The sequence below is a fragment of the Epilithonimonas hispanica genome (assembly GCF_003385395.1).
Lineage (GTDB): Bacteria > Bacteroidota > Bacteroidia > Flavobacteriales > Weeksellaceae > Epilithonimonas > Epilithonimonas hispanica.
In genome coordinates, this window is record NZ_QNUG01000017.1 from 19614 (window position 1) to 39872 (window position 20259).

General features: G+C 34.9%; 15 protein-coding genes. 7 read left to right on the forward strand and 8 right to left on the reverse strand.

Annotation, left to right across the window (positions count from 1 at the left end; all coding sequences use genetic code 11):
- Positions 1-65 precede the first annotated feature (65 nt).
- Both DRF58_RS09565 and DRF58_RS09570 read left to right on the forward strand, forming a co-directional pair.
- Positions 66-1145: a 3-oxoacyl-ACP synthase III family protein gene (locus tag DRF58_RS09565; protein WP_116034978.1), complete on the forward strand. Its 1080-nt coding sequence runs from the start codon at positions 66-68 to the stop codon at positions 1143-1145.
- Between the two features lie 81 nt (positions 1146-1226).
- On the forward strand, positions 1227-2432 hold the full coding sequence (locus tag DRF58_RS09570) for a metallophosphoesterase (protein ID WP_116034979.1): 1206 nt from the start codon (positions 1227-1229) through the stop codon (positions 2430-2432).
- 175 nt (positions 2433-2607) lie between these two features.
- On the opposite strand, the gene DRF58_RS09575 is transcribed toward DRF58_RS09570, so the two are convergent.
- Positions 2608-3315, reverse strand: coding sequence for a polysaccharide deacetylase family protein (locus DRF58_RS09575; RefSeq protein ID WP_123902387.1), 708 nt, complete (start codon positions 3313-3315; stop codon positions 2608-2610).
- A gap of 128 nt (positions 3316-3443) precedes the next feature.
- Positions 3444-4400, reverse strand: coding sequence for an NAD-dependent epimerase/dehydratase family protein (locus DRF58_RS09580; RefSeq protein ID WP_116034983.1), 957 nt, complete (start codon positions 4398-4400; stop codon positions 3444-3446).
- A 94-nt stretch (positions 4401-4494) separates the two neighbouring features.
- On the opposite strand from DRF58_RS09580, the gene DRF58_RS09585 reads away from it, so the two are divergent.
- Positions 4495-5325, forward strand: a complete 831-nt coding sequence (locus tag DRF58_RS09585) for a sulfurtransferase (RefSeq protein WP_116034985.1) — start codon at positions 4495-4497, stop codon at positions 5323-5325.
- A gap of 56 nt (positions 5326-5381) precedes the next feature.
- Here DRF58_RS09585 and DRF58_RS09590 read toward each other — a convergent pair whose 3' ends face one another.
- Positions 5382-8624 carry a hypothetical protein gene (locus DRF58_RS09590; protein WP_379883783.1) on the reverse strand — a complete coding sequence of 1081 codons (3243 nt, stop codon included), beginning with the start codon at positions 8622-8624 and terminating at the stop codon, positions 5382-5384.
- Between the two features lie 155 nt (positions 8625-8779).
- Here DRF58_RS09590 and DRF58_RS09595 point away from each other — a divergent pair, with 155 nt between their 5' ends.
- Positions 8780-9538, forward strand: coding sequence for a T9SS type A sorting domain-containing protein (locus DRF58_RS09595; RefSeq protein WP_116034986.1), 759 nt, complete (start codon positions 8780-8782; stop codon positions 9536-9538).
- 302 nt (positions 9539-9840) lie between these two features.
- The gene (locus DRF58_RS09600; protein ID WP_116034988.1) at positions 9841-10605 is read left to right on the forward strand and encodes a T9SS type A sorting domain-containing protein; all 765 of its coding nucleotides are present in this window, start codon (positions 9841-9843) and stop codon (positions 10603-10605) included.
- 55 nt (positions 10606-10660) lie between these two features.
- On the opposite strand, the gene DRF58_RS09605 is transcribed toward DRF58_RS09600, so the two are convergent.
- The 3 genes from DRF58_RS09605 to DRF58_RS09615 form a co-directional block, all read right to left on the reverse strand.
- The gene (locus DRF58_RS09605) at positions 10661-13477 is read right to left on the reverse strand and encodes a TonB-dependent receptor (RefSeq protein ID WP_185144543.1); all 2817 of its coding nucleotides are present in this window, start codon (positions 13475-13477) and stop codon (positions 10661-10663) included.
- 65 nt (positions 13478-13542) lie between these two features.
- Positions 13543-14901, reverse strand: a complete 1359-nt coding sequence (gene pyrF / locus DRF58_RS09610) for an orotidine-5'-phosphate decarboxylase (protein ID WP_116034990.1) — start codon at positions 14899-14901, stop codon at positions 13543-13545.
- A 177-nt stretch (positions 14902-15078) separates the two neighbouring features.
- Entirely contained in the window at positions 15079-15630 is a 552-nt protein-coding gene (locus DRF58_RS09615; protein WP_116034991.1) for a DNA-3-methyladenine glycosylase I, read from the reverse strand.
- Between the two features lie 99 nt (positions 15631-15729).
- On the opposite strand from DRF58_RS09615, the gene DRF58_RS09620 reads away from it, so the two are divergent.
- Both DRF58_RS09620 and DRF58_RS09625 read left to right on the forward strand, forming a co-directional pair.
- Positions 15730-17265 (forward strand): serine hydrolase, encoded by a 1536-nt coding sequence (locus DRF58_RS09620; protein WP_116034993.1) that lies wholly within the window; start codon positions 15730-15732, stop codon positions 17263-17265.
- Positions 17266-17276: 11 nt separating this feature from the next.
- Positions 17277-17651, forward strand: coding sequence for a hypothetical protein (locus tag DRF58_RS09625; RefSeq protein WP_116034995.1), 375 nt, complete (start codon positions 17277-17279; stop codon positions 17649-17651).
- 190 nt (positions 17652-17841) lie between these two features.
- Here the strand turns inward: DRF58_RS09625 and DRF58_RS09630 are convergent, their stop codons facing one another.
- Both DRF58_RS09630 and DRF58_RS09635 read right to left on the reverse strand, forming a co-directional pair.
- The gene (locus DRF58_RS09630) at positions 17842-19113 is read right to left on the reverse strand and encodes an aminotransferase class I/II-fold pyridoxal phosphate-dependent enzyme (RefSeq protein WP_116034997.1); all 1272 of its coding nucleotides are present in this window, start codon (positions 19111-19113) and stop codon (positions 17842-17844) included.
- A gap of 79 nt (positions 19114-19192) precedes the next feature.
- Positions 19193-20230, reverse strand: coding sequence for a PLP-dependent cysteine synthase family protein (locus DRF58_RS09635; RefSeq protein ID WP_116034998.1), 1038 nt, complete (start codon positions 20228-20230; stop codon positions 19193-19195).
- Between the last annotated feature and the right edge of the window lie 29 nt (positions 20231-20259).

A 20259-nucleotide genomic window follows, 5' to 3' on the forward strand; every position in this document is an offset into this window, starting at 1 on the left:
CTTAAAAAAATAAAATTTGATGAATTAAATTTTATGTAATTTTGCAATCAAATTTTTAAAATTCAATGCCTAATACATTAATCATTGGCTCTGGAAGTTATGTTCCGGAAAACATAATAGACGGTTCTCATTTCAAAGATGCAATATTCTATGATGATAATAATCAACTGATTGAAAAACCAACTGAGGAGATTATCAGCAAATTTGTTGAGATTACAGAGATAGAAAGAAGGAGATATGCTAATCCGGAAGATTTTAACTCAGATTTGGCTCACAGAGCTTCTTTAGAGGCTATAGAAGATGCGGGTATTGATAAAGAAGAGATTGATTACATCATTTTCGCAACCAATTTTGGTGAAGTTGATGTCAACGGAATTCCGAATTTTATGCCGTCCCTTTCTGCAAGATTAAAAGGAAAATTAGGAATCAAAAGAAGAGATTGTATCAATTATGATATGATTTTCGGATGTCCGGGCTGGGTTGAGTCTTTGATTTTAGCTGATACAATGATAAAAGCCGGAAAAGCAAAAACAGTTTTGGTTGTTGGTGGAGAGACTCTAAGCAGGGTTACAGATCCTTACGATAGAAACAAAATGATTTTTGCGGATGGCGCCGGAGCAGTTGTTGTAACAGCGACTGAAGATACTACAGTTGGAGTTTTAGCGGATAACACACTTTGCGATAACGGCGAGGAATTATGTTATTTGGAAAATGGTCCTTCACTCAATCTTGAGCACGACCAAACTCAATTATTCATCAGAATGAGAGGTCGTAAAATCTACGAATATGCTCTTAAAAACGTTCCTGATGCAATAAAAGCAACAATTGATAAAGCTGGCCTTGATATCTCTGATATTGGGAAAATCCTGATTCATCAGGCGAATGCGAAGATGGATTACGCAATGATTGGAAGATTATTCAAGCTATACGGACAAAAAGATTACGACCACGCGATTTCTCCGATGACGATTCAGGAGTTTGGGAATTCTTCGGTTGCAACAGTTCCTACTTTATTTGATTTAATCAGAAAAGGAAAAATGAAAGGTCAGCAATTTACGCCGGGTTCTCATATTATTTTCACGTCAGTTGGAGCAGGGATGAATATCAATTGTGTGGTTTATAAGTTTCCGGAAGGGAAAATATAAATCATTTAAAGTAAAAATAAATTTTAAACGTCACTATACTAAAAGGAATAAATTTTTATTCCTTTTGTTTTTTATCACAATATGCAAAAGACAATTTTATTTCTTCTGGGAGTTTTTCTACTGCTGGAAGCTTACGTTTATCAAGCTTTTAAAACGGTTTATACCAATCAGAATGGTAGATTTATCTATTGGATCCCGACGATTCTGATTTATGTGTTTTTGTTTTATTCGATTCTTACTTTTGATAAGGCTTCTCACAAATATCTCAAACTTCAAATCGTGTTTTCTGTGATTTTGATTTTTGTGTTGCCAAAGCTTTTGATTGCTGTTTTTCTTTTGATTGAGGATTTACTCAGACTTCTGAATTTCGGTTACAATTATGTGGCGACAGAAAATCATAATTATCCTTCGAGAAGGAAGTTTATAAGCTTGGTTGGGCTTGGTTCAGGCGCTATTTTAGCAGGAATTGTTTTGGATGGAATTATCTTCGGAAAATACCGTCATAGAGCGAGAGTTGTGAGACTTAAGCTGAAAAATCTTCCTGATAGTTTCAAGGGTTATAAAATCGTTCAGATTTCTGATGTTCATAGCGGAAGTTTCCAAAATCCTAAACATTTGCAACACGCTATTGATTTGATTAATGAACAAAATGCAGATTTGGTTTTGTTTACCGGAGATATGGTGAATAATTATGCGGATGAGTTTGTTCCATTCATTGATTTGTTTTCTCAGATTAAAGGAAAAGACGGGAAATTGGCGGTTTTGGGAAACCACGATTATGGCGAATATGGCGTTTGGAAAAATATCGATGAGCAAAAAAATAATATTCCGAAACTTATAGAAAACGAGCGAAAAGCCGGCTTCGAAATGCTCAGGAATGAACACAGAATCATTGAAAGAAATGGTGAAAAATTATACATTCTTGGTGTCGAAAACTGGGGAATTCCACCGTTTCCACAATTTGGTGATTTGGATAAAGCAACGCAAAATGTACCAACAGAAGCTTGTAAAATCCTGATGTCTCACGATCCGTCGCATTTTGATGCTGTCGTAAAGAATCATCCGAAAGACATACAATTAACACTTTCCGGACATACCCATGGAATGCAGTTCGGAATCGACTTGGAAAACTTCAAATGGTCGCCTGTGAAATACAAATATCCAAAATGGGCAGACCTTTATCAAAGTGGAGATAAATATCTCTATGTCAACCGCGGATTTGGAGTCATTGGTTATCCGGGTAGAGTAGGAGTGTTGCCGGAAATCACAGTTTTTGAATTGTGTTAATTATCTTTTTAATAATAAAAAAGCCTGTTGTCGGATAAATGATAACAGGCTTTTCTGGATGATTTCCGTGAGATCGCTGTATGGGTTCCATTACCTAACCTTATTCTATAAGAATTATTAATAATTGAAAAATAAATCTTTTTATTTGATGAATTTTTAATCTAAGTTTTCTTAATTAAAACAAATAATCCTTCATTCTCGAAACGGCAATTTCGTTTTCATTAATGAATTGAAATAGCTTTTCAAGTCGATCTTCGAATTTTCTACCGATGTTGATTTTTTTATAAAAAGGAATCTCAATTGGCAGGTCTTCGGATTCGTATAATTGCCAAATGTTGGCATAGATCATAACATACTCATTGTTCTTCAAACTTTCCAAAAGCATATTTTCGTAATACTTCATCGGGGTCACTTGGAGGACATAATCATTGAACGGAAGTTGAGAGTAAGGCGACTGACTTTCCGGTACAATTGTCAAATCATTTTCGATATGAATTTCGGTTTTAGCAGTCAACTTTCGCCATAGAAAATTGATTCTCGATTCCTCGATATTGGAGATGTAGTTGAAGTCTAATTTCTTGATTTCTGAATAAGAAATTTGGTGGTACTTTTGCCTCAAACCTCTGATTGGTTTTTGTAAAAAATCTTCCAAATTTTGCTTCACTTTTTCTATGATTTTCAGGTCAGAATTGCTGTTGTAAAATGCGATTTCATGACCCGCAAATGAAATGCTTTTTATGGATTTTTTTAATCCTTCAGCAAGAATAATATCAATGAAAAATGTCGCTTGGAATTCATGAAGCTCCAACAAGAGTAGGGTAGAATTAACCTTTTCTTCGATAGAAGTTATCAATTCAGATTCTGAAATATTTTTAGTTTTCAAAGTCTGATTTTCCGATAATGATATGTTGAAAGTTAATAAAACCACTTAAATTATAATTGAGATAAATTTTTTAATGAATTAAAAATCAAATGTTAAAATTAATTTAATTAAAACTGATAGTTTAGACTTTACTCTTTGTTGAGTTTTTTCTTAAGATTATTTATCATATCTATTGACATAGATGATATATCAAACTTATAATCCAATCCCCAATCTTGCTTCGCAGCAGAATCATCGATACTTGCCGGCCAAGAATCCGCAATCGCCTGACGAAAATCCGACTCATATTTTATCTCAAAATCTGGAATAGTTTTTTGAATCTCTGCAGCCAATTCTTTTGGTGTAAAACTCATTCCTCCAAGGTTGTAAGAGTAACGGATTTTCACCTCTTCTTTTGGAGCTGTCATTAGCTTAATTGTTGCCGCAATTGCGTCATCCATATAGAGCATTGGCATCGCTGTATTTTCGCTGATGAAACTTGTGTATTTTCCATTTTCTACTGCCTCATAAAATATCTCAACAGCATAATCTGTAGTTCCTCCACCGGCCGGAGCTTTCCAAGAAATCAGACCGGGATAACGGATACTTCTGATGTCAACGCCATACTTTTCGAAGTAATATTCGCACCACTTTTCGCCTGCCATTTTTGAGATTCCGTAAACGGTTGTTGGATTAAGAACAACTTCTTGTCCTACATTTTCTTTCGGGATTCCTTTTCCAAAAACTGCGATTGAACTTGGCCAGAAAATCTTCTTCAAAAGTCCTTCTTTTGCTAATTCGCAAAGGTGGATTAATGGATCAAGGTTGAGTTTCCAAGCAAAAAGAGGTTGTTTTTCTGATGTTCCTGATAAAAGTGAAGCTAAATGATATACTGTTGTAATATTATGTTCTTTGATGACTTCTGTAACAGCTTGAAAGTTAGTCACATCAAGTCTTTCGTAATAGCCAGCTTCGGTGATGCCTTCTTTCCACTTGTCCAATCCGGAAGCGATAACGTTTTCTTTACCATATATTTCTGATAATCTAACGGTTAACTCTGTTCCGATTTGGCCAAGTGCGCCTGTGATTAGGATTTTTTCTGTCATAGTTTCATTTTTACTTTTATTGATTGGCAAATCTAATTAAATTTGGGATTGGGAATCAAAAAGAATTCCAATAATTTTTTAATAATATGATAAAATGAAAAAACAATTGCCAATTATCGAGGTTAATGAACTTTTGGAGCTATCAGAAAATCCCAATCTAAAAATCTTTGATGTGAGAACTGGACCAGATTCAAAATCAGAATTCGATAAGAAACATCTCAAAAATGCAGTTTATGTCGACTTGAATTCCGATTTGGCGGAAATCGATAATCCGAAAAATGGAGGTCGTCATCCACTTCCGAAGTTTGAAAATTTTATCAAGACTTTAGGGAAATTAGGAATTGATAAAGATTCTCATGTTGTAATCTATGATGATAAAAATGGAGCCAATGCAGGAGCGAGATTCTGGTGGATGTTGAAAGCAGTTGGTCACAAGAATGTTCAGGTTTTGAATGGCGGGTTACAATTTGCCGAAAATCAAAATTATCCTATAGCTTCTGGTGAAAATTATTATCCAAAAACTGAATATATTTCTGATTACAAAGATTGGCAATTGCCACAGATTTGGATTGATGATGTGAAAAATGCCACTCAAGATTCAGATGCTGTGATTGTTGATGTTAGAGAATCTCAGCGTTATCAAGGAATTACTGAACCGATTGATTTAGTGGCAGGACATATTCCGAATGCCAAGAATTTTCCTTTCTCAGATAATCTGGATGAAAATGGTTTGTTTAAATCTCCTGAAACACTTAGAAATCTATATTCTGAATTGTTTAAGCAATATGACAAAAGCAAAATCACCTTTCATTGCGGAAGTGGCGTAACGGCTTGTCATTCTCTTTTGGCTTTAGATTATGCAGGTCTTGAAATCCCGAATCTTTATGTTGGAAGCTGGAGTGAGTGGAGTAGAAACGAAATTTAATTGTCAATTGCTAATGATTAATTGTTACCATTTATAATTAACAATTAATCATTATTCTAGAAGCTTGCGCGGATTTGCATACTTCCGATGTGGATGGTTCTGTCGCCGGAATTTCGACCTTCGTAATTTACATTGAGTTGAATGAAAGAATTGATGGCTTGTTGGATGTATAAAGTCCAGACTTGGTTTTTTCCGGCTTTCAGACCTTCTAGCATTTGATTTCCGACGATGCTGTAGCTATTGCCTGTAAAGTCATTATTAATGAATGAAAAATTAGCTCTAATAGAAGTTTTGGCTTTTTCCCATTGGAGTGTTCCTGAGATTTCGTAGGTTTTCAAAAGTTCTTCACCGTCGGTTCTTTTCTTTTGGCGAAGTGCTCCGAATAATTCGGTTTGCAAAGTTTCGGTTAATTTATAAGTGGCTTTTGGTTTGGTTTCCCAATTTTGAAGAAGATAATTTCGGGTATTGTAAACTTGTGAATTGTTGGTTACATTCTGCAACGTATTTTCCCAATCTGCACGGAAAGCCTTAGTAAAAGAATAGCCAATATTCATAAAATGAGATTTCTGAGAATGTACTTCGTTACTGAAATTAGCATTAACCAGATTATCATTGTCTGTGTATCGGTAACTACCATTCCAGCCAGATTTATCATTAGAATTAAATAATGCTGAAGCCAAAATATTCTGAGTTCTCAGCAATTGGTCAGCTTGCTTTTCGAAAGGATTCCAAATCAGAACCTTGCTACCTTTCATATAAGAATTCTGAGAAAGTAAAGATAAATTGAAGTTCCAGCGTTTCAGGAAAGCATTTTCTGAGCTGATAATGACTGAAGGATTTACAAATAAAGCTACTTGTAATTTGTTTTTGTTAGAAGCCAAATAGTTCACGCTATTCGTATAAACTCTAATGTACTGCGCCAAATCTGCATACTCTGCTACTTCGAATTCGTCTAATTGCTGAACGCCATCATTATTATAATCTGTCCATTTGTAAACGCCTTGTCCATCGGTTACTTTGATGTATTGGAATTCTCGTTGCGCTTCCTGACCATTTCCAAGCTCGTAGAAAAATTGAAGTCGCATTCCGTTTTTGAATAATTGCTGGTTATACAAGATGTTTCCAACTACAAAATCCTGATTCTGGTCATTGGTTAGATTTTGATTCTCGTAATAGAATTTTCTATAATGAACCAAAGTTGATAACTGCGTTTTCTCGGTTTTAATGATTTGACTTTCTGCTTGGATCCCCAAAATGTTGTTCATCTTTTGCAAACGATTATCTTGAACGGAGTCATTGCTTCGAAGATAAATTTTTGTTAATAGTTTAGTTCTAGCGGTGTTTGCAATTTTTTTCTGAATGAAAATTTCTTTCCAGCTAAAACTCGTGACATCTAGCAGTTGTGTCGCATTGTATTTTTTCTCGTTATGCTCCATAGAACCGCCCAACATCCAGCTTCCTTTTTTGCCTGCTAATTCAGTAGAAACCGCACCTCTGATGAAAGTCGTAGTAAGGTCAGTTGATTTGGTGTCAAGATAAGAAACAGCTGCAAGATTGTTGAACTTTCCGATTTTCCATACAGCATCGATGTCATTTTTGATGCCTTTGTAGGTGTTTGTTTCTTCAAGATAATTCAATTTATAGTTGATTTTTGAAGTCTTGTTAAAATCATTAAGGAAAGAAAATATAAATCTGTTCTGAGTAATCTGACTGAACTCATTAGTCAAGTTAAAATCTCTCCAGAAATCAACATTATTAATTCTATCCAGAATGTGGAAGTTTTTTTGAATCACTTGATATTCCACCATTGGTGTTCCAGTCCAAGTATTCTTTTTGAAGGTTTTATTAGCATAAATTCTTGCTGCGTAACCAATATTCTGCTCATTATCTTTTGATGAGAAAGCGTTGAGGTCATAATTACTCAACGAGAGATCTGTTCCAATCATACCTTCATTCAGAGCATATTCTACATTGGCAGAGTAAACCTGAGACTTTTCTGGCGCAGGTAATTTTCTTACCGAGAGATAATCTCCTAATCCCGTTCCTACATATTGGAAAACACGGCCGTTGTTTGTAGATTGTTGCAATTGATAATCACCTTTTCCGCTTCCGAAATACGTAAAGGAAACCTGATAGAGCGTCTGTGTTTGATCTGTAGAGAATTCATAATAATAAGAATCGCCAGAGAATACTCTTTTGTACAAGATTTTATTCACGTCATATTCTGTTTCCACGCCGGACTGAGAGTACATCAAAGTAGGATCATTACCTGCATTTACCAATTGTTGCTGGTCTTCTTCGCTAAGATTGAGTGATAGTGGAGCATTCTTATTGTCATTCTCCATAAACCAACTGAATCCCGCTTTCAGTCTTTCTCGCTGATGTTTGATATTTCCTGTGATGAGAAATCTGGTGTAATTTCGATTAGTGTAATTGTATGAAACATTAATGAAGTTCTGCTTATAGATGGGGCGGAAACTCGTGAATGTGATTTCGCCTGTATTATAATTAATGGTATAATCCTGATTTTCGCCACGCTTCATCAATACGCCATCAATGTAAACCTGTTCCGAACCTGAAATAATAGTAATGAATAGTTCTCCGTTTTTTCCGGTTAATCGATATGGACCTTGGTTGCCTTCAATACCTTGGAAACGCATCCTAAAGAATTCGCTTCGGGCGACACCACCAGAAACATCTACCGAAGTCTTGTTACCATTCTTTTCCCAATTGGTAAGAAATTGTAAACCCATACTTCGTCTTTGATAACGTCCGAAATAAGTGGTTTCATCATTCAAATCCAGATGACCGGCGCGGATGATGCTATGGTTTTTGATGTTAAGCTGAAGATAGATTTTGTCAAATTCCTGCAAAGTCTGTGTGTATCCATCTGCCTGCACCGGAAGATTATGATCCGAAATGGAAGCTAAGATAGAAACATCAGGACTCAGTTTTCCGGAGATCTGCATATCCATAGAACTCTGCACAGATGATCCTTGATTATTTCCAAAAGTAATTCCTCGGATGATAGAGCCTTTGGAGTTGAGTTCTCCCAAGATTCTTTTCTTGTCGTTTTTTACAAGAACTTCTTCGTCATAAATCACGCGATTCTGTTTTTTGATGAAGTCGAGTGTGTCTTTGGTGAAAAAATCCTGATTGATTTTGGAAACTAAGACGCTGTCTTTTTTAAGTGAATCTTGCGGGATGTTTGGGTTTTTCCAACTGAATATCTGTGCATTAACGCTTGTTGATGCCAGGAAGTAAGAGAAAAATAGTAAAAAGTAGATATTCTTTTTCACCCGATTGATGTACGCTCCAAAGTTAACGATAATAGGCTATCACACGAATTAACAATTATTTAAAACGTGAAACCACTGTTAAAAAGTATAATACAACATAAAGTTTTATATTTGGAATAGCAAACAAAACAATAACAATTTTAAATTTTTAAATTATGAAAAAAATCTATTCTTTATTAGCGGCAGTAGCTTTAACTGCAACGATTAATGCGCAAGGATCTGAGGATTTCTCTGCTCAGACATCATTAACAGGAACCTATGCAGATGGTACTTTTGCAGGGCAAACGTCTGGTGTTACTGTTGCATACACTCATTCTCGTGACGAAGGTGATTACGCAATTACGGGTAAAGGGCTTATGTTAAGAAGGGCTGATGAACCTAGTTCTGTAGAATTTACAATTCCTAATGGTGTTGGTTCTTTTACATTCAAGTATAGAAAAGCTTTCACTGGTGGAACTAATACAAGAGTTTTAGCAGTTTTTATCGATGGTGTTCAGACAACAGTTACTCCAACTTTTGGTGCTGCTGGAGAAGACACAACGGTATTAACTTCTACAACAGAAGTTAATAAATCTGGTTCTGTAAAAATCAAAATTTCTTATCCTACAGGAACTGCTAATGGGAACAAACAAACAACTATAGATGATGTATCTTGGACGGCGTATGGAACTATGGCGGTTGTAGATGCTACAAAAGGAAAAGCTAACTTAGTGAAAAATACCATCGTTTCAAACGAATTGATCTTTGATACTACTACAAAAGTGTCGGTTTATAATATGACTGGTCAAATAGTGAAAACTGCTGAGGTTACTGAAAACTCTAGATTAGATGTTTCTGCTTTGCCGAAAGGAACTTATATAGTAACAGGTCTTTTAAACGGACAAGCGATTTCTCAAAAGATCATTAAAAAATAGAAGAACTTATCAAAGTTAAGCCTCATAACGCATCTGTAAAACGATGCGTTATTTTTTATTATTTAAAGTAGGCTTAACATATGGTCTTATTAATATATTTACTTTTGTGGCAAGAAAAAAAGGGAGATTTTGAGATACAAGAATGTTAATTTTTTGAGATAATAATTTTCTATCATTGATGTAATCTAATCTTAACAATGCGTAAATGTTAAAAAACAAACAAAATTTTGCGGAATACATTTTTTTATTAACTTAGCATCCCTTTAAATATATAACTAAAACAATTTTTAAACTTTCATATTATGAAAAAAATCTTTACAATTTTAAGTATTGCTGCAGTATCTTTGGTATCAGCTCAAAATTTAACAGCTAACTCTGGGTTTGAATCAGGATTAGCACCTTGGGCAGCTGGAACTGGTTCTGGCTACACTGCACCGACAATTGCTACTACAGGAGCTCATACAGGAAATAACAGTGCAACATATACTGCTACAGCTACTACAGGTTTCTACCAAAATGTTCCAGTAACAGGAGGTAAGACTTATGTAATCTCTTTCTGGTATAAGTCTTCAGGTGATGATGCAGATTCTAGACTTTGGAGTGTTTATAAATCTCAGGCAGGTACAGCTGTGTACACTACAGATGATGCTTCAACAGATGCATTCAGAACTAATAATGGATATCTTCCATCAGCATCAGTTTGGACTCAGTATACAGTAGAAATGCCTGCAGGGGCAGATGCGGCTACTTTAGATGTAGCATTCAGAGTGTATAATGGAGGTACTGCTTCTTTTGATGATATCTTAGCTTACGAAAAAGGAACTATGGCTGTTAATGATTTATCTAAATCAAAGTTCAGTTTAGTTAAAAACACTGTAGTTGGAGAGTCTATCGCTTTCGCTAAGACTGCTGATATCCAAATTATCAACGCTGCTGGTCAAGTGGTAAAAGCTGCTAAAGTAACAGAAGGTTCTACTCTTAATGTATCTTCTCTTGCAAAAGGTGTTTACATTATTACTGGTTCTGTAAACGGAGAAAAAGTAGCTCAAAAAGTTATCAAAAAATAATTTGAGCATTAGCTTTTAAATAAAAAACCACCGAGAATATTGGTGGTTTTTTGTTTTAATAAACTCCTCGTCTCAGATTATTAATCAATGCTCCAAGATTAAGAACCAAAGTATATCGGATTCTGTAACCATAGTTTTTGAATCCGGGTTCGAATCCTAAAGTAGAAGCGACTGGGAAATAAACTTCAAGAAAATCAGGAACTACTTTAACTTTTATTCCAGAATCCCAAATGAATTTCGCTGCGTGATTTTTGTTTTTATAGACGCCACCATCTGCATAAACATTAAACCATTTCCAAAGATGTGAATCTACATTCAAGCTGGTGATGAATTGATTAACTGATGTGTTGAACATTGATTTGAAACCGCCTTCTGCCAAAATAAATTGCTGAGAAAGAATCCCCGATGTTGCACTTTGCCCCAATAATCCATAGGAAAAAGAATAATTGGAAACCCGTGATAATCCGTAATTGAATAAGGCATTTTTGGTTTCATTCTTAATAAAATAACCTGCAAACCAACGGAAACTGATTTTCTTATCCTTAGAAAATTCCCAACGATAGAAAGCTTCTGCAGAAATCTTCTGAAAATCTTCCATCCATTGCAAATTAGTCGAGATATATTTCTCGTGAATCAATCGGTTGTCTGAGTAAGAATAGCCTAAGTTCCAAAGATTATATTTAGAATAAAGATTATTTTCAATCATCAGCGGAGTCAATTCTCGGTCATAATAGTTGTAAGAAAAATATAAACTTCTTCCAATCGTACTTCTCGGATTTTTATTAAAATTAATGGAAGTTCCGGCTCCAAATCTCTTATAAGCTAGATTGGTATTATAATGAAAATAAGACCCCGAAACGGCGAAATTCCAACTTCTGAAAAAACTATTTGGAGGTAAAATTGAATAGCCTATAGCTCCCGAACCTGTCAGTTTTCCAGTTCCTGTACTATAATAAGGCGTGAAAGAATAATCAAATTTCTGGTCAAAAATCCCTTGATTCTTAAAATTAAGTCCCAACAAAACTTTGTCATAAGCATTGAAAGTCAATTTCGGTGTAAGGAAAATCTCATTATATTCTGGATTTTGAACATCTTTTACCAACTTGAATCTTATCTTTTTTGTGTTGGAAAATAAGCCTTTTGTGTAAAGGTAATTGTCTCGGAAATTAGCTTCCGGAAAAGCATAATTATCATTCAAAACAATTTTATTGACATTCTCTTTTGGAATGGTAAGTGTGTCTTTTATTTGAGAATTTCCTTCCTTCCAGTAGGTTTTCTTTTCGTCATTTTTAGCTTCAGATTCAATTTTTAGAGGAATATTAGTGGCGTTTTTGTCCTTAATATGAACAAGATAATCTTGATTTTGTTCTTTAAAATTCTTCAAATTAAAATTAATTCTGTGCTTTTCACTCATCATTTGATTTAGAAAAATCGATTTTCCACTCGTGAATTTCTTCAAATTATCAAGAAAATCTTTCCCCGTTGTTTTGGTTCCATAAGTTGATGATAAATAGGATTTAAGGAAAAAATCAAAAGAATCCGTTCCTTGATATTCCGAGATATAATTCAAAAGATTACCCATTTCAAATTGACTGATGGCTGTCGTATTGAAATTACTCAGTTGATGAAAAGGCGTGTCAATTTTCTGGTCAAGATTCTGAGTCGAGATATAATGATAGGCCAATCCATAACGTTCGGAAAGTTTCAGTTTTGAAGCGTGAAATAGTTTCAAAGGTTTAATTCCAAATATTTTGGCGTTGTCTGGAAGATTCCCCAAAAGTTGATGATTCGGATAGAAATTTTTTAGATATTGAATTTCGAGATAAGACTTCAAACCATTTTTCAGCCAATGTTCCTGCGTTTTATTGCTAATGAAATAATCATCCATTATCTTCTTCGAAACGGCACTGAAATAATCCAAATCTGTCTTCTCATAATCCGTGAACAATTGATATTTGAATTTCCAGAATTTGATATCATCAATCCCGATAAACTCTTCCTTATTTAAGAATTTTTGAGTGATAAATAATTGGTTGGGAAGGTTTCCGATTCTTGCTTTTATGAATTTCAGATGATTACTCAAGACAGAATTTAAGATTTGTCTTTGATATTCAGAAACCTGATAACCTAACTGGATATTGATTTTTTGTCCGTTAACATCTACTGAAAATTTAGGATAAATTTCATTTGATAATTGAAATTCTGGGTCGTTGATAGATTGTCCTTCAAATGCTAAATCCGATTTCTGATTAAGATTAGAATAGATTTTCCAATTCTGTGACACTTGAAAATCAACTTTCCAGAAAGAACCTGCGTTGGCTGTTTCTTCGATATCTCTGTAAAAAGAATTGCTCTGATTTTCTGTTTCGTAAGTCTCGGGAACCAGGAAAAAATATTTTAAAACAATCTTGTCAGCATCGACGCCGTAACCTGTAAAGCGGGCGTCAGGAAGCAAAATCTGATATTTTAAATTAAGTCTGATGCTTTTCCCGGATTCCAAAGGTTCAGAAAGCGGAATGAAAATATTTTCCTGAGTTTTATTAAGGATTTCCGAAGATGAGTTTCCGTAAGAATACTGGAGACTTTCCAATTTTCCCAATTGGCTGTCTTTTGCAAAATAAAGGTCTTTTTTGCGGTCTTCAACTTTACGTTTTAGTAGAGGTGTTCTTCTTTTTTGATAAGCCGCAACCCAATTCAAAAGTTTAATTTGATTGATGGATTTCTGATGTGGATTATGATAAATTAAAGTCTGTTCAACAGAAATTAATTTTTTGTCGTCATTCAATTTGACGTTCAGCATAATGCTGTCTTGCTGAGCCTTTGCCCAGAAATTCGTCAACAATAAAACCAAACACAAAAAAAATCGCTTCATCAAAAATAATCAGTAATTAAAACTACTAATTTTTTCTGATGAAGCGGGATTTTAGATTGTTAAATTTATAAAGAAGCTTGATAAGCTTTCCAGCCTTCTGTTTTATAACGCAAAGCTTCTTGTTCCGGTTCGTCTGATTTGTAAATGCCACGTCCAACGATGATAAAATCTGTTCCGTAATTCTTAATCACGTGTTCCGGAGAATTGTATTGTTGGCCTTTGTCATCGCCTGCAACCGAAAGATTTACGCCAGGCGTGAAAAGGAGTAGATTGTCTGAAATTTCGTTCTGAGCAACACAACCAATGATATTCGGATGATTTTCTATCACTTTCATTGCTTCTTCACGATAATGAGAATCCGTCAAAGTACCTTGAGAAGACATTCCCAAAATCGCCACCACACCAACATTCATAAAGCAATCCAAACTTTTGCTTCCACCAATTACGTGAGATGTAACAAGGTCTGCCCAATTTGAAATTTTATAAGTTCCGTAAGAAAATTGCAATTCCTGAGTGTTTCCAATATCCGCAAATTTTCGGTCTTCCATCAAAAGGAAGTTATGTTTCATTGCCAAATCTTTGAGCGGAAGAATCGTTTCATCTGCATCGAAATCATTCAGAATATCAATGTGAGTTTTCAATGCTACGATGTGAGGTCCAACAAAATCAGCGAAATTCAATAATTCTTTTGTGGTGATAAAATCTGCCGAAGCAATAAGGTTTGATTTTTTTGCAATAGCAATTTCAAGGATTTTCTTAGCGAAAGAATGTTCGGCAACTTCCAGTTTTTGCTCGTAAGATAAACGTTTCTTTTCTTCGAAAACCACTTGGTTTCCGTTCACAAAATCTTGGATTCTTGCTACTTCTTCGTCATCGATATAATTCACTTCTCTCAGTATTTCCACAACTTCAGAAATGTTGAAAAGCGAATGAACTTTGTAGCCTTTTTCTTCCAATTTTTCTTTTCCGCCTTGCTCTCTATCAAGAACAACAACAATGTCCGAAACTTTGATGCCTTCATTTTCTACTTCATCAATTGTTTCAACCAAAGATTTTCCGGATGTGATGACATCTTCCACCAAAAGACAGTTTTGTCCTTTTTCGTAGATGCCTTCAATTAGTTTTTTTGTTCCGTAAGATTTTGCTTCTTTTCTTTTGATAATCAAAGGAATGTAACTTTCAAGAGACATTGCAGTTGCCATCGGAAGTGCCGCATAAGGAACTCCGCAGATGATATCAAAATTATCCAAAGGAAGCATTTCCAAAAGATAATTGGCCAGTTTTTTCAGGATTTTTGGGTCAGAAGCGAGCGGTCGCAAATCAACGTAAAACGGACTTTCTATCCCGCTTTTCAGTATGAAACGCCCAAACTTGATTATCCCGAGTTTGTAGCACTCGAGGAAGAATTCTTTTTTACTTTCCATTTACTTTCTTTAGATTTCTACAAATTTAAGGCTATTTTTTTAACCACAAAAGACACAAAAGCTATTGTTATTCTTAAGCTTTTTAAAAATTTAAATAAGGAAAATGTTTTGAAAGTAAACTTTTTTGGACTTTTTGAATATTTTTCACGTTAGATTTCCTTTTGTGACTTTTGTGGTTTAATCCTGTTTCCACTTCGGATTCGTAGCAAAAATTTTTTCATTGATTTTACAGCTGTCAGAATGCGCACCTTTCAGAAAACCAATGCTCATCAAAAACTCACCCACAATTTCTCCACCTGTGAATCTGAATGTTTTCTTGAATAGTTTCACCCATTCTTCCTTCGTTTTCGGATGATGATGCTCCAGCCAATTTTCGAAGGAACCAAATTCTTTTTTCAGTTCCAAAATAGTTTTCGCATTTTCAATCGCCGCGTTTACTTTGAGTTTATTTCGAATAATCCCAGCGTCGGACAAGAGTCGTTCTCTGTCTATTTCAGTATAACCAGCTATTTTTTCGATATTGAAATTACTGTAAGCTTTTCGGAAAGACTCTTCCTTTTTCAGAATCGTTTCCCAGCTCAATCCAGCTTGATTGATTTCCATAATCAGCCTTCCAAACAATTCATCGTCATTATGAATAGGGAAACCGTAATGATTATCGTGGTAATTTTTGTGCAATGCTTTTCTTTCTTCAGGCTGCATTGTTTCTATAGCTTGGCAATATGACATTTTATTTTGGGATTAAATTTGAAATGTAAAGATAATTAACCCTTAATCATTAACAATTAGAAATTACAATTTCCTATCTTCGTACAAAGCTTTTTCAAAATGAACAAAACATTATCTTTTTCTTTTTTCCTATTCTCATTTGTTTTTTTCAATGCTCAGATTGAAGAAAAAAAACTCGATGAACTGATTCAAAATTCGCTTAAAACTTTTGATGTTCCCGGGATGTCTGTTGGTGTTGTAAAAGACGGAAAACTAATCTATGCTAAAGGTTTTGGTGTTCGTTCCCTTAAAAATAATCAGCCGATGGACGATAATACCTTGGTTGGAATTGCTTCTAATAGTAAAGGTTTCACTTGTACGGCTTTAGCGATTTTAGCAGATGAAGGTAAAATAAATTGGGATGATAAAGTCAGCAAATATATTCCTGAATTTCAAATGGCCGACCCTTACGTTTCTCAAAATGTGACGATAAAAGATTTAATCACACACAGAGCTGGATTAGGATTAGGACAAGGCGATTTGATGTTTTTTCCGGAAGGTGGTAATTTAACCGTGAATGATATTGTTCATAATGTTAGATTCCTTAAACCAGAAAATCCTTTCCGTACGACTTTGGATTATAATAATATTATGTTTATCGTGGCGGGGGAAGTGATTCATAGAGTTTCCGGTTTGCAATGGGCAGATTTTATCGAGCAGAGAATTATGAAACCTGTCGGGATGACGGCAAGTTTCGGTTCTTATAACAGAGCAAAAAATTCTCAAAATATCATCGATGCCCATGCTCCTGTGGACGGAAAAGTGATTGCAGTTCCTCACGATTGGAACGAAACAGCCAACGCAGCGGGCGGAATTATGAGCAACATCCAAGATATGACGACTTGGGCAAACTTTCTTCTGAATGGCTTTGTAACCAAAGACGGAAAACGTTTGGTTTCTGAGAAAAATGCTCACGAACTTTGGAGTCTTCAGATTCCTGATAAAGTTGGGATGACTTCGCCTTATGATACCCATTTTTATGGCTATGGATTAGGCTGGTTTTTGAGTGATGTGAAAGGTCATTTGCAAGTTCAGCATTCTGGAGGTTTGATTGGAACTGTGACGCATTTTACATTGATTCCGGATTTGAAATTAGGAATTGTAGTTTTGACGAATCAGCAATCTGGTGCAGCTTTTTCTACCATTACAAATTCTGTGAAAGATGCTTATCTCGGCGTTGAAAATCGTGATTGGCTGAAACTCTATGGCGACAGAAATAAGAAAAATGAGGAAACTTTCGCAAAACAAAAGAAGGAAGTTTATGATAAGGCTTCAAAATTCAAATCTTATTTGAAAGAAGACCAATTCATCGGTTGGTACAAAGATGATTGGTTCGGGATTGTTGAGGTTTCTAAACAAGGCAAAGGTTACAGAATTATCTCTAAATCTTCTCCAAGACTGAAAGGTGATTTGATTCCATATTCTGCAAATTCTTTTGTGGCGAAGTGGGATGATAGAAGTTATGATGCTGATGCGTTTTTTACTTTGAGTTTTGATGAAAACGGGAAAGCAGTTTCTGCGAAAATGAAACCCATCTCTGATGTGACGGATTTTAGTTTTGATTTTGAGGATTTGGATTTGAAGAAGATTAATTAAAAACTTATCTGATGGCTTCCTTAAAAGATGCAACTGAGTTCTTATTTGGTGTTAAAATAGATAAGAAAACGGAATGGATTATTAATATTTTTTTGTTAATATTTTTGAGTGCTGTTTTTTTGATTATGTCTAAATATTCTAAAAAACAAGGTGAGTTAATGGCTGAGAAAAGGAAGCAATCTCAATTTTCAGGAATAGTAGATAGTTTATATTCTGACAAGGCAAATCACGCTGTAGTAAGTGTTTTTTTTAAGGATGGAATTAAAAAAACAGGTTTTCCAGAGTCATATTATTATGCAATTAAGAAAAATGATTCATTATACAAATTGAAAAATAACGATACAATTTATCTAAAACGTGGCAACATAATCAAAAAACTAAATTGAGTAGCGAATACTTGTATTTAAAAAAAAGACTCTAAATAATGCTTTTAGAACAACATAAAACAGAAATCTCCAAAAAAGGATTTTCAATCAATCCAATTACCAAAAGAATTGGAATGGTCTGAGAGATTGAATTAAAAAACGCCTAAACTAAATTTGTTTAGGCGTTTTATAGTTATAAGAATAAGCTCAATTAAATCTCTTTAAATTGTAAATTCTGTTCCTCGACTTGTTTGTCTGCTAAGTTTTTGTAATAACCAGTTTCTAATTTTTTGTAAATAGAATCAAAAGCTTCCAATGTCTCGTTGATTTCAGCATCTGTGTGAGAAGCTGTAGGAATTAATCTTAAAAGAATCATTCCTTTTGGGATAACTGGATAGGAAACTACGGATGTAAAAATCAAGTAATTTTCTCTCAAATCTTTCGCCAACATCATCGCTTCCATCGGACCTCCTTGGATGAAAACTGGTGTTACACAAGTATTGGTATCTCCAAGATTATAACCGATTTTCTTAAGTCCGCCTTGTAATTTATTAACGTTTTCCCAAAGTTTAGCTTTGATTTCTGGTCTTGATCTCAATAGTTCCAATCTTTTCAAACCTCCAATTACCATTGGCATTGTCAAAGATTTAGCAAAAATTTGAGACCTTAGATTGAATTTCAAATAACGGATAATTTCTTTGTTTCCAGCAAGGAAAGCTCCGAAACCAGCCATAGATTTTGCAAATGTTGAGAAATAAACATCAATCTGGTCTTGACATCCTTGTTCTTCGCCGGCACCAGCTCCAGTAGCTCCCAAAGTTCCGAATCCGTGAGCGTCATCTACCAAAATTCTGAAACCGTATTTTTCTTTCAAAGCGCAGATTTCTTTCAATTTACCTTGTTGTCCTCTCATTCCGAAAACACCTTCGGTAATTACCAAGATTCCGCCTCCAGTTTCCTCAGTTACTTTTTTAGCTCTTTCTAAATTTTTTTCAAGACTTGCAATATCGTTGTGTCTGTATGTAAAACGTTTACCAGCATGTAGTCTAACGCCGTCAACGATACAAGCGTGAGAATCTACGTCATAAACAATCACGTCATTTCTGGAAACCAACGCATCGATACAAGACACCATTCCTTGGTAACCGAAATTCAAGAGATAAGCAGATTCTTTTTGAACGAATTCTGCTAATTCTCTTTCTAATTGAAGATGTTGCTCAGTTTCTCCGGACATTGCTCTTGCTCCCATTGGATAAAACATTCCGTATTCTGCTGCGGCTTTTGCATCGGCAGCAATAACTTCTGGGTGATTACAAAGTCCTAAATAATCATTAGCACTCCAAAAAATCACTTCTTTCCCTTGGAACTTCATTCTCGGGCCAATTGGTCCTTCTAGTCTTGGGAAAATATAATAGCCTTCTGCGTAATCTGCAAATTGTCCTAGTGGACCTGGATTCTGTTTTATTCTTTCAAAAATGTCCATTTTTTGTAACTGATATTTTTTGATTTTATTAAAAAAACCTTTTGTATTTACAAAAGGTTATAAATATTGTGATTCAATTTTATTTGATGATTTCTGTTTTGAAAACTTCATCATAATTGTGGAAACAATTATTGATAAAGCCTTGTTCTTCCATCCATTTGTCGCTGTAAACTTTGGTAATATAACGAGAACCGTGGTCTGGGAAAATCAAAACAATCAAGTCATCTTTTTTGAACTCGTGAGAATTAGCATACTGAATCAAAGCCTGAGTTACCGCACCAGTCGTGTAACCTCCCATAATCGCTTCTTTCAAAGCAATTTCGCGGGTTCTATAAGCTGACATCTCGTCATTAACTCTTACATATTCATCAATTTTATCAAATAAAAGTGCGCCTGGAATTAAGTTTTTTCCAAGACCTTCAATCTGATAAGGATGAATTTCTGTTTTATTAATTGTTCCTGTCTCGTGATAAGTTTTCAGGATAGAGCCGTCTGCATCTACACCAATTACTTTGATGTCAGGATTTTGTTCTTTAAGATATTTTGCAGTTCCGGAAAGTGTTCCTCCGGTTCCTGTACAAGCGAAAAGGTGAGTAATTTTGCCTTCTGTTTGCTCCCAAAGCTCAGGACCAGTTGTTTGGTAATGGGCGTCAATATTCAACTCGTTGAAATATTGATTAATATAAACCGAATTAGGAGTTTCCCTCGCAATTCTTTTAGCAACTTCATAGTAAGATCTTGGGTCATCTGCAGGAACAGAAGCTGGGCAAACGTAAACCGTTGCACCTAATGCTTTTAGATAAGCAATTTTCTCAGCTTTCGTTTTGTCGCTAACTGCAAGAATACATTTGTATCCTTTTACAATACAAACCATTGCAATAGAAAAACCTGTGTTTCCTGAAGTGGTTTCTACAATTACAGAACCTTCTTTTATAAGTCCTTTCTGCTCCGCATTTTCTATGATGTGAAGCGCAATTCTGTCCTTTGTAGAATGCCCCGGATTATAAGACTCTAGCTTAGCGTAAACTGTCGCAGGAATGTCCTTGGTAACTTGATTTAGCTTGACCAACGGAGTATTGGCAATTAAACCAAGAATATTATCGTGTACATTCATCATTTTTTATATCATTTTTTCTCTCAAAAACT

Bases quoted from the DNA above. Each gene is read 5' to 3' on its own strand.
- DRF58_RS09625 (WP_116034995.1), top strand. From the start codon at position 17,277: ATGGCTTCCTTAAAAGATGCAACTGAGTTCTTATTTGGTGTTAAAATA.
- DRF58_RS09630 (WP_116034997.1), bottom strand. From the start codon at position 19,113: ATGGACATTTTTGAAAGAATAAAACAGAATCCAGGTCCACTAGGACAA.
- DRF58_RS09570 (WP_116034979.1), top strand. From the start codon at position 1,227: ATGCAAAAGACAATTTTATTTCTTCTGGGAGTTTTTCTACTGCTGGAA.
- pyrF (WP_116034990.1), bottom strand. From the start codon at position 14,901: ATGGAAAGTAAAAAAGAATTCTTCCTCGAGTGCTACAAACTCGGGATA.
- DRF58_RS09600 (WP_116034988.1), top strand. From the start codon at position 9,841: ATGAAAAAAATCTTTACAATTTTAAGTATTGCTGCAGTATCTTTGGTA.
- DRF58_RS09620 (WP_116034993.1), top strand. From the start codon at position 15,730: ATGAACAAAACATTATCTTTTTCTTTTTTCCTATTCTCATTTGTTTTT.
- DRF58_RS09585 (WP_116034985.1), top strand. From the start codon at position 4,495: ATGAAAAAACAATTGCCAATTATCGAGGTTAATGAACTTTTGGAGCTA.
- DRF58_RS09580 (WP_116034983.1), bottom strand. From the start codon at position 4,400: ATGACAGAAAAAATCCTAATCACAGGCGCACTTGGCCAAATCGGAACA.
- DRF58_RS09635 (WP_116034998.1), bottom strand. From the start codon at position 20,230: ATGATGAATGTACACGATAATATTCTTGGTTTAATTGCCAATACTCCG.
- DRF58_RS09595 (WP_116034986.1), top strand. From the start codon at position 8,780: ATGAAAAAAATCTATTCTTTATTAGCGGCAGTAGCTTTAACTGCAACG.
- DRF58_RS09565 (WP_116034978.1), top strand. From the start codon at position 66: ATGCCTAATACATTAATCATTGGCTCTGGAAGTTATGTTCCGGAAAAC.
- DRF58_RS09605 (WP_185144543.1), bottom strand. From the start codon at position 13,477: ATGAAGCGATTTTTTTTGTGTTTGGTTTTATTGTTGACGAATTTCTGG.
- DRF58_RS09615 (WP_116034991.1), bottom strand. From the start codon at position 15,630: ATGTCATATTGCCAAGCTATAGAAACAATGCAGCCTGAAGAAAGAAAA.